Genomic DNA, 8784 nt, shown 5'->3' with positions numbered 1-8784 from the left:
TTGGGACGGGGCTATTTTAGCTACCCTTTGGCTGGCGGCGAATGAGTCGGGGTTGGAATACATCTCAACCGACATTTGGGGGTAGCTAAAATAGCCCCGTCCCAAATTAGCTACCCTGTGTGGATTGGAGGAAGTAATGGCGCAGGGGACGTTTGTGCAGGCGCTCCGGAAAGAGGCGGCGCTGAGCGGCACCTTTATGAAGGGGCGTTCGCTCATGCTCAACGGCGCCGTGCTGTCGATCGAGGACGGCGGCTCGCGCTTCTCCAAGAATGTGACGGTTGAGGGATCGGTGCGCGGCTCGCGCGGCGACCTGTACAAGACGCATGTGGCGCTCGACATGGACGAGCACGAGGTGATCGACTACGACTGCGATTGCCCCGCTGCCTATCGCTACCCCGGCATGTGCAAGCATGCCATCGCCACAGCGCTGGCGTACCTGGACGCCGGCGGCATCGAGCCTGTTGAGGGGCTGCGTACGCCGGTTCGCACGTTTGCGGCGCAGCCGAAACAGCCCGCGCGCACCGCGCCCAAGGCGCCGGCCGTCAACCCCAACTTTCCCTTTCCGGCGCCCGTCCCCACGAGCCCCAGTCTCATGGCGGCGCTCTCCGATCTTTCGGACGCGCGCATGGATGAGCTGGCGAGCATGCGCCGCAAGCTTGCCGGTGCCGTTGATCCCGACGCCCCCAAAGCGGCGTTGGAGCCCTCGTTGGTGCCGTACTACAATCCGCTGTTCGCCGATCGCTTTAGCTGGGCGCTCGAGTTCCGCATTCGCTGCGGTTCGGTGTCCTACGTGGTCAAGGATATCGACGGCATGGCCGACGCCTATGTCCGAGGCGGCACCTTCTCGTACGGCAAGAAGCTCACGTTTGTCCATACGCCCGAAGCCTTCGAAGACGTGTCGACAAAGCTGCTCAACCTTGTTGTGACGACAGTTGCCTATCTCGATGACATCACAAGCTCGCGCTCGGCGTCGTACGATTTTGCACGCAGCGGCTTTGTCGCCGAGCGCCAGTTGCCGCTGTCCGAGCATAGCATCGTATATGTGCTGGACCTGCTGCGCGGCCGGACCATCTCCTTTGAGCCCGCCTGGTCGCGGGGGACGACGACGCATCGCACCTATGACGTGGCGGTCGAGATGCCTCCGGAAGGGGATGACGAGGTACTGTCTAAGCGCCCACCGCTCCTTGCCGCCAAGATCGCGCCGGCGGCTGGCGGCAGCTTCGATCTGCGCCTGCCGGCCGATACATACTGCTTTGCTTCGGGCGACGTTGCCTATCTGGTTGACACCCGCCGTGCGCGCCGTACCAATGTGGCGTTCGCCCAGCATGCGGCGCCGTTCCTATCGCGCTTGCTGCCCTGTCGCACGCCGGTTCATATCGCTGCCGACCAGGTGGGGGAGTTCTGTCGTATGGCGCTGCCCATTTTGCGCGACTACACCGACCTTACCGCGCCCGCGGCGCTCGATACCGTGGCGCCCGAGCCGAGCTTTGCTATGGCGATCGGCGTCGACGATGGGCTCGTGACCTGCAAAATTACGGTTACCTACGGCGACTGGTCGGCAGATCTCTTTAGCCTGGGCGCTCCGGGCAGCCCCTTCGAAGAGCGGCGCCCGGGCGTGCCGCCGCGCGACGAGGTGGCAGAGTTTCGCGTTATGGACACGGCGGCCCTGTATTTCGACTTTTACGAGGGCGGCCTGGCGTTTGAGGAACGCGATGACGAGAGCCTGTTCCACTTGCTGACCGAGGGCCTGTCTGCCCTGTCCGAGCTGGGCGAGGTCATGCTCAGCGACCGCCTACGCCAGATTTCGGTCCGCCCTGCGCCCAAGCTTTCGGTGCGCGCGACCGTCAAGAGCAATCTGCTCGATGTCGAATTGGGCGCGAGCGGCCTTTCGGCGGCAGACCTTGCCATCTATCTGGATTCGTACAAGCGTCACCAGACGTTTGCGCGTCTCACGTCGGGCGACATCATTCGCTTGGACGAGGGAGCGCGCGCCGCGTTTGGCCTTGCCGAGGATCTGGGGGTCGATGCTGTCGACCTGCTCGACGGCGTGTCGCTTCCCGCGTCGAGTACCCTGTTCGTCGACAGCATGCTTGCGCGCACGCCCGCGCTCGAAGCCGATCGCGACGCTGCATTCCGTCGCACCGTCGAGCGCTTGGATACGCTTGGCAAGATGGACTTTACGGTGCCGGTCTCGCTCAAGGCCTCACTGCGCGGCTATCAGGTCGACGGCTACCAGTGGCTTGGCTCGCTCGAGCACCTGGGCCTCGGCGGCATCTTGGCCGACGATATGGGCCTGGGTAAAACGCTGCAGATGATCGCACATATCCTGGCGCGCGTGGAGGCGGGGGACACTAAGCCCACGCTTGTGGTGTGCCCTGCGTCGCTTGTGTACAACTGGACCGCCGAGCTGGAGCGCTTTGCCCCGTCGCTCGATGTGTGTGCCATTGTGGACGCCAAGGCTCAACGCCGCGTGCAGATCGCCGGCGCCGACGAGCATAACGTGGTTGTAACGTCGTATGACCTCATGCGCCGCGATATCGACGAGTATGCCGAGCAGGACTTTGCCCGCGTGGTGCTCGACGAGGCCCAGTACATTAAAAATCCGCTCACGCAGGTGGCGCGCGCCGCCAAGCGCCTGCCTGCCGGCGTGCGCTTTGCCCTGACGGGCACGCCCATCGAAAACCGCTTGTCCGAGCTCTGGAGCATCTTCGACTTTTTGATGCCGGGCCTGCTTGGCACGCGCGAGTCGTTTGCCAAGCGCTTCGAAAGCCCGGTCGAGCACGCCGAGGGTGACAGCGCCGCTCGCCTGCAGGCGCTGGTATCGCCGTTTGTGCTGCGCCGTGTCAAGGAGGACGTGGTGGCCGATCTGCCCGAGAAGATCGAGGACACCGTCATGGCGCAGCTCACCGGCGAGCAGCGCAAGCTCTACCTGGCCAACCAAGACCGCATCGCCCAGCAGGTGCAGCATCGCGAGGCATCCGAGTTTAAGAAAGACAAGCTCAAGGTGCTCGCCGAGCTCACCAAGCTGCGCCAGATCTGCTGCGACCCGCGTCTACACTACGAGGACTACAAGGCGGGGAGCGCCAAGCTCGACGCTTGCATGGAACTCGTGCACGGTGCGCTCGACGGCGGACATCACATTCTGCTGTTCAGCCAGTTCACGGGCATGCTCGATATCATTGGCAAGCGCTTGGCCAAGGAGGACATCGCCTTCCTTAAGCTCACGGGCGCTTCGTCCAAGGAGAGCCGCGCCAAGATGGTCGCGCAGTTCCAGGCGGGCGAGGTGCCGGTGTTTCTGATCTCGCTCAAGGCGGGCGGCGTGGGTCTCAACCTGACGGCGGCCGACGTGGTCATTCACTACGACCCATGGTGGAACGTGGCCGCGCAGGACCAGGCGACCGACCGCGCGCACCGTATTGGCCAGCAACATACCGTGACCGTGTACAAGCTCATCGCTAAGGACACGATCGAGGAGCGCATCATGCAGATGCAGGAGTCCAAACGCGACCTGGTCAACAGCGTGCTCGGCGGCGACGGCATTTCCTCGGCGCTGTTTACCCGTGAGGATGTTCTGGCGCTGCTCGGCGGCGACGGGCGCTAGCCTCGCTCGTTATGTGTTCATTTGCGATGCCGTGGATGGTTCGCGCGCCTTTGGGCATAAGAAGCATCGAGGACATCGGCACATCAGCAAAGGAGAACATCATGGCGAAATTCTTTAAGGACCCCGACGGCAAGCTCATCGCCGCCCTTGGCAACGACGTTGCAACCCCTGCCGGCTGCACGGAGCTGACCGCGAACACCGAGGACGCGGCGCACGAGAAGCACGTGCCCGTCGTCGAGAGCGAGCGCGACGGTCACGTGATCCGTGCGCGCGTGGGCTCGGTCGAGCATCCTATGGTGCCCGAGCACTACATCGAGTGGATTGCCCTTGAGGCCGAGGGCCGTCTGGAGGTCCATTACCTCCAGCCCGGCATGAAGCCCGCGACATTTTTTGCCGGCGGTTCCAAGACCGGTACCGTCTATGCCTATTGCAACCTGCACGGGCTGTGGTCCGCGACGTTCTAGGAGCGCGCCCCCGCTCGGGGTATCATAGCTAGCATATGCACATGCAAGCGCCGACTGCATCTTGCGGCCGGCGCTTTTACTGCGATAACGACGGTTTACGACGGAAAGGGCTGAGCCATGAAGCTCGCACTTGCACAGATCGATATGCGCCTGGGTGATATTGAGGGTATCTGCGGTCGCATCGAGGACCAGGCGCGCCTGGCTCACGAGCGCGGTGCGCGTGTGCTGTGCGTGCCGGCTCCGCTCTTTATGGGAGCCCTGCCCGGCGGCCTGGTGGGCGCTGCCGACTTTGAGCACGACATGCTTTCCGGCTTGACCGGCGTCGCCGAGCGTATTCAAGAGCTCGATATGATCTGCATCGTGCCCGCAGCGGTTTCGTTTGAGGGCCAGCCCCTGCTCGACTATATGATGCTCAAGGACGGTCGCGTGGTGCCCGCGCGTGCGAGCATTGCCCTGCAGCGTGGCGAGAACAACGACGCGCGTTGGGCGCCGCCGGTGTTCGACGTGGACGGCGTGCGCACCGCGGTGATCTTCGACCTGGCCCGCGAGCTCGAGATGCTGCCGACCGGCGTCGACCTCATTGCCTATTTCCAGTTCAACGCATTCGATATGACCGACCGCGAGACCGCCGCGATCGCCGCCGTGCGCAGCGGAGCCTACCGCAAGATCGCATCTAAGCGCAGCGTGTGGTTTGCCTGCATGGCGCCGGTCGGTGCATACGATGAGTCGGTGTATACCGGCGGCTCGTTTGTGCTCGACGACTGCGGCCGCGTGGTGGCCCAAGCGCCGTGTTTTGAGGAGAGCCTGCTGGTTCAGGAGATCCAGCGCGGTGTGATGCTCGATGCCTTGGAGGACCACGAGCTGCCCGAGTTTTGCTCTGAGGAATGGCTGTGGCAGGCGCTGGTGCTCGCCGTGCGCGATAACGCCCGCGCCCGCGGTACGTCGCGCGCCGTGGTGGCGCTCGAGGGCGACTTGCCGTCGTCTGTGCTTGCGGCACTGGCTGTCGATGCATTGGGCTCGCGCAACGTGATCGGCCTGGTGTTGGGGCGCAACCGCATCTTTACGCCGGCGCAGGAAGAGGCCGAGGCTGCTCGCTGTGCCGCCGTTCGCTCCATTGCCGAGCGCCTGCATATTCGCACGGTTGAGCGCGATGCGCCGGATGCCGCGCGTGTGCTCGACCGTGATGTGTCGGCGGGCGACGCCGAGCGCCTGCGTTCTCGCACGCTGGGCCTGATGCTGGAGGATACGGCGCTCGAGCTGGGTGCGATGGCGTTGAGCCCGCTGTCCAAAACTGAGTACGCGCTGGCGGCGCCCGCGCTTTGCGGTGGCTACCAGGGCGATTATGCGCCCTTTGGCGATGTGTACCTGTCGACGCTCGAGTTTGTTGCGCGCGCACGCAACCGTACGTCTGCCGTGGTGCCGCAGGAGCTCGTGACGCTCAACGCGGTGGAGGATTGCATGGAGCGCGTGCTGGCGCAGGCGCTCTCGGCGCTTGACGGTCCGGTCGACATGCTCGACCGCGCGGCGCAGCTGCTCGGCGGGCTTGAGCCGGGCGAGGTCGATGGCACGCTCGAGGCGCACGTGGACCGCAACCGTCCCTTTGACGATATCCCGATGGCCGCTGGCAAGCCCGAGGCCTGCTCGCTGCTGCTGATGCTCGTGCGCCAGGGAGAGGCGGCTCGCCGCCAGCTGCCGACGGCGCCGATCGTCTCGGCCCGTTCGTTTGCCGAGCGTGCCTGGCCGTATATGCTCGCGTGGTCCGATCTTGGCCTGAGCGGTAAAGGGCGTATGACGGTCGATTCGTTGGCGCACGCCGAGGTGCGCCGCTTTGCCGACGACGATACGAGTGACCGCATGCGTGGCGAGATGATGGGCATTTTGGGCGAGCTGCTGGGTATTTCGCCCGAGCAGATGGAGGAGCTGCGCTCCGAGGACGGCCAGCGCCGCCTGCACGAGGGCATGAAGAAGTTTGAGGGCGAGGTCCAGGACGCCATCGATAAGATGATGGGCGGCCAGGGTGGCCCGCAGGGTGGGCCCCAGGGCACGCCGATACCGCAGCCGCCGGTTGATCCGAGACAGTTTCCGTTCTTCTCGCAGAACTAACTATGGGATAGGGGCAAGGTTACGCGGTTTTGCCAAACCGCGTAACGAGCCGACGCTGCGCGAGCCCCTGCCGGGCAATCTGCCGCTCAAGCCGTCGCTTGCGTACAGAAGTACGCGGCGCTCCTCTTTCGCGACGCCTTGCCACGGCAGGGACTCGCTCGCTGACTTATGCTCAACCTATGGTTCAACCTTGCTCGCTCTGGCGGGCGCTCGCTGGCGTGTGGTCAACCTGCGATTCGACCTTGCTTGGCTCATGCTTCCCAGGTTGTGTTATTCTAGAACAGACGTTCGTGAATAATGCGCGGGGCCTTGTCTCGCGCCGTGCTGGTGGCGAGGGGAGGCTGGCTTGGTTATCTTGGGTATCGACCCCGGTTTGGCCCATACGGGTTGGGGGATTATCGAGGAGCGGCGCGGAGAGGTTCGCTGTCGTGCCTACGGTTGTATTGAGACCAGTGCCGGAAGCCCGCTCGCGGTGCGCCTGTCTCACATCGCCCGCGACCTCAAGGATGTCGTCGAGCGCTACCGCCCCGATACCGCCGCCATCGAGAGCATCTACTTTGGCGCCAACGTCCGCTCGGCAATTCCTACGGCACATGCCCGCGGGTCTGCGCTTGTGGCGCTTTCGGAGTGCGCGCTCGAGATCGGCGAGTACACGCCTATGCAGATCAAGCAGGCTGTGGTGGGCACCGGTGCCGCAGATAAGCGGCAGGTCGCCTACATGGTGCGCACGCTCACGCAGCTCGACCACGACCCGCATCCCGACCATGCCGCCGATGCCCTGGCTTGCGCCATCTGCCACGTAAACCTCAGCCGCACCCGTGCCCTTACCGGTGGCGAGTTCTATCAACAGAGAGGAACCGGATACTGATGATTTCCCAGCTCCACGGAACGCTTGTCGAGGCCACGATGAGCTCAGCCGTCGTCGATGTGTCGGGCGTGGGCTTTGAGCTCGGCATCTCGGGCAGCACCGCGGCCACATTGCCGACGCCCGGCGGCGAGGTTCGCCTCTACACGCGCATGCAGGTACGTGAGGACGCCATGACGCTCTTTGGTTTTGCCTCCAAGGACGAGCGCACGATGTTCGATCGGCTCGTGTCCGTCTCTGGTGTTGGCCCGCGCCCGGCGCTCGCCGTGCTTTCCACCTATACCGTGGGGCAGCTGTATTCGCTGGTGATGGCCGAGGACGACAAGGGCATGGCCAAGGTACCCGGTGTGGGCAAAAAGACGGCGCAGCGCCTCATCTTGGAACTCAAGAGCACCTTTGCCAAGGACAAGGGCTTTGTGCCGGTCGACGTGATTCCCGAACAGGTTGCGATGCCCGTGCCCGCTGCCGCTCCCTCGGCCATCGACGATGCCCGCGCGGCACTCCTTTCCATGGGCTTTAGCCCACAGGAGACCGATGTCGCCCTGAGCGGGTATGATGGGCAGGATATGCGTGTCGAGGATCTGCTCGGCGCGGCGCTTAAGCGACTCGGAATGGATGCGTGATGTGGGAAGCCGATGACTCTCAGGACTTGTGGGCGACGCCCGGCAACTCGCCGGCGGCATCCATGGCACATGGCGAGCGCATGGTGGGCTCGGAGCTGACGCCCGAGGACCTCGATGTCGACCGTACCCTGCGCCCCCAGCGCCTGGATGACTACTGCGGCCAGGAGCACATCAAGCAGAGCTTGCGCGTGCTCATCGAGGCGGCGCAGAGCCGTGGCGAGACGCTCGACCACGTGATCTTCTCGGGCCCTCCGGGTCTGGGCAAGACCACGCTGGCTACCGTTATCGCCAACGAGCTGGGCGCTCAGATTAAAACCACGAGTGGCCCGGCCATCGCGCGCACCGGTGACCTGGCGGCCATCCTGACTAACCTGCAGCCGGGTGACGTACTGTTTATCGACGAGATCCACCGCCTCAACCGCTCGGTCGAGGAAGTTCTGTATCCCGCGATGGAGGACTTTGCCCTCGATATCGTGATCGGCAAGGGTCCAGCCGCGCGCTCGATTCGCCTGGATATCCCCAAGTTCACGCTGGTGGCGGCAACGACGCGCTCGGGCATGTTGACCGGCCCGCTACGCGACCGCTTTGGCATTTCGTATCGCCTGGATTACTACACCGTTGAGGAGCTCGCGCAGATCGTGACGCGCTCGGCGACCATCTTGGGCGTGACGATTGACCACCCCAGCGCGCTCGAGATCGGCTCGCGTTCGCGCGGTACGCCGCGCCCCGCCAATCGTCTGCTCAAGCGCGTGCGCGACTATGCGCAGGTGCGCGGCAACGGGCCTATTGAGCTTGATATTTGCCGTCAGGCGCTCGAGTTCTTTGAGATCGATGAGCTTGGTCTGGACTGGATGGACATTCGCATCTTGGAGACGCTTGCCAAGACGTTCTCCGGTCGTGCCGTGGGCCTGACGACACTTGCCAGCGCGGTGGGCGAGGACCCGGGAACGCTCGAGGATGTCTATGAGCCGTATCTGCTGCAGTGCGGATTGATGATTCGCACACCGCAGGGTCGCCAGGCAACCCTGCGCACATTCGAGCATTTGGGTATTGAACCGACCCTGTAGGAATGGGGCTTGATTTAGCACATCTGTAGGCTATCGCTGGGTATCGGGTAAACATATCGTC

6 protein-coding genes are annotated in these 8784 nt (G+C 64.0%); all 6 read left to right on the top strand.

All coding sequences use genetic code 11. The features are described from left to right. Positions 1 to 136 precede the first annotated feature (136 nt). The 6 genes from SFLMC1_RS01070 (at position 137) to ruvB (ending at position 8723) form a co-directional block, all read left to right on the top strand. The gene (locus tag SFLMC1_RS01070) at positions 137 to 3601 is read left to right on the top strand and encodes a DEAD/DEAH box helicase (protein ID WP_152073618.1); all 3465 of its coding nucleotides are present in this window, start codon (positions 137 to 139) and stop codon (positions 3599 to 3601) included. A 101-nt stretch (positions 3602 to 3702) separates the two neighbouring features. Next, a complete protein-coding gene (locus SFLMC1_RS01065) occupies positions 3703 to 4065 on the top strand; it encodes a desulfoferrodoxin family protein (protein WP_117862021.1) in 363 nt (120 codons plus the stop codon). Between the two features lie 117 nt (positions 4066 to 4182). After that, the gene (locus tag SFLMC1_RS01060) at positions 4183 to 6168 is read left to right on the top strand and encodes a hypothetical protein (protein WP_152073619.1); all 1986 of its coding nucleotides are present in this window, start codon (positions 4183 to 4185) and stop codon (positions 6166 to 6168) included. 346 nt (positions 6169 to 6514) lie between these two features. Further along, positions 6515 to 7036 (top strand): crossover junction endodeoxyribonuclease RuvC, encoded by a 522-nt coding sequence (gene ruvC / locus SFLMC1_RS01055; RefSeq protein ID WP_152073620.1) that lies wholly within the window; start codon positions 6515 to 6517, stop codon positions 7034 to 7036. Continuing rightward, entirely contained in the window at positions 7036 to 7656 is a 621-nt protein-coding gene (gene ruvA, locus SFLMC1_RS01050; RefSeq protein ID WP_154063884.1) for a Holliday junction branch migration protein RuvA, read from the top strand. The genes ruvC and ruvA overlap by 1 nt, the downstream gene beginning before the upstream one ends. Beyond that, positions 7656 to 8723, top strand: coding sequence for a Holliday junction branch migration DNA helicase RuvB (gene ruvB / locus SFLMC1_RS01045; RefSeq protein WP_154063883.1), 1068 nt, complete (start codon positions 7656 to 7658; stop codon positions 8721 to 8723). Before ruvA ends, ruvB begins: the two co-directional genes overlap by 1 nt. Positions 8724 to 8784 lie beyond the last annotated feature (61 nt).

This window comes from Collinsella aerofaciens, from assembly GCF_901212495.1.
GTDB lineage: Bacteria > Actinomycetota > Coriobacteriia > Coriobacteriales > Coriobacteriaceae > Collinsella > Collinsella aerofaciens_H.
This window is presented reverse-complemented; position numbering and strand designations above follow the sequence as displayed.

What these genes read in the sequence shown, in the direction of transcription:
- SFLMC1_RS01070 (WP_152073618.1), top strand. Translation starts at nt 137, where the DNA reads ATGGCGCAGGGGACGTTTGTGCAGGCGCTCCGGAAAGAGGCGGCGCTG.
- SFLMC1_RS01065 (WP_117862021.1), top strand. Translation starts at nt 3,703, where the DNA reads ATGGCGAAATTCTTTAAGGACCCCGACGGCAAGCTCATCGCCGCCCTT.
- SFLMC1_RS01060 (WP_152073619.1), top strand. Translation starts at nt 4,183, where the DNA reads ATGAAGCTCGCACTTGCACAGATCGATATGCGCCTGGGTGATATTGAG.
- ruvA (WP_154063884.1), top strand. Translation starts at nt 7,036, where the DNA reads ATGATTTCCCAGCTCCACGGAACGCTTGTCGAGGCCACGATGAGCTCA.
- ruvB (WP_154063883.1), top strand. Translation starts at nt 7,656, where the DNA reads ATGTGGGAAGCCGATGACTCTCAGGACTTGTGGGCGACGCCCGGCAAC.